Genomic DNA, 629 nt, shown 5'->3' on the forward strand with positions numbered 1-629 from the left:
CGAAACAAGCCTGAGGCTGAGCAAGTTGACGTGATGCTGATTGGTCACATGGATACAGTGTTCCCTGTCGGCACCGCTGGATTACGTCCTATGTCTCAAGACGCTGACAAAGCGTACGGTCCGGGTGTCTCGGACATGAAATCTGGCTTGCTGAATATTGTGTACGCGATGCGTAACCTCGACCAAGCGGTGTTGGATAAACTGTCGATTTGTATCTGCATGAACCCAGACGAAGACACTGGATCGTTAGATTCGGTCGACTGGATTCAATCTGTTGCAAAAAACGCGAAAAACGTATTGGTGGCAGAAGCAGCACGCGCAGACGGAGGTTTAGTCAAAGCGCGCAAAGGCATGGCGCGTTACAAAATCACGTTTAATGGCATTGCAGCCCACGCGGGCAACGAGCCAGAAAATGGCCGCAGTGCAATTACCGAGATGGCGAACTGGATTCTCGCAATCAATGCCATGACGAACTTCGAATCTGGTACCACATTAAACGTGGGTATTGTGTCTGGCGGTAACGGCGCAAACATCGTCCCTGAGCACGCGGAAGCGATCGTGGATGTGCGTTTCTGGAGTAATGAAGAATACGATGCTGCCGATAGCAAGCTAAACAGCATGCTGCAAAC

1 protein-coding gene is annotated in these 629 nt (G+C 50.9%); it reads left to right on the forward strand.

What is annotated here, in order from left to right; translation table 11 throughout:
• Window positions 1–629: M20/M25/M40 family metallo-hydrolase (locus R7Q11_RS27350; protein ID WP_225467130.1), on the forward strand; the 629-nt coding region annotated here is incomplete at both ends.

The organism is Vibrio sp. 970, assembly GCF_033339075.1.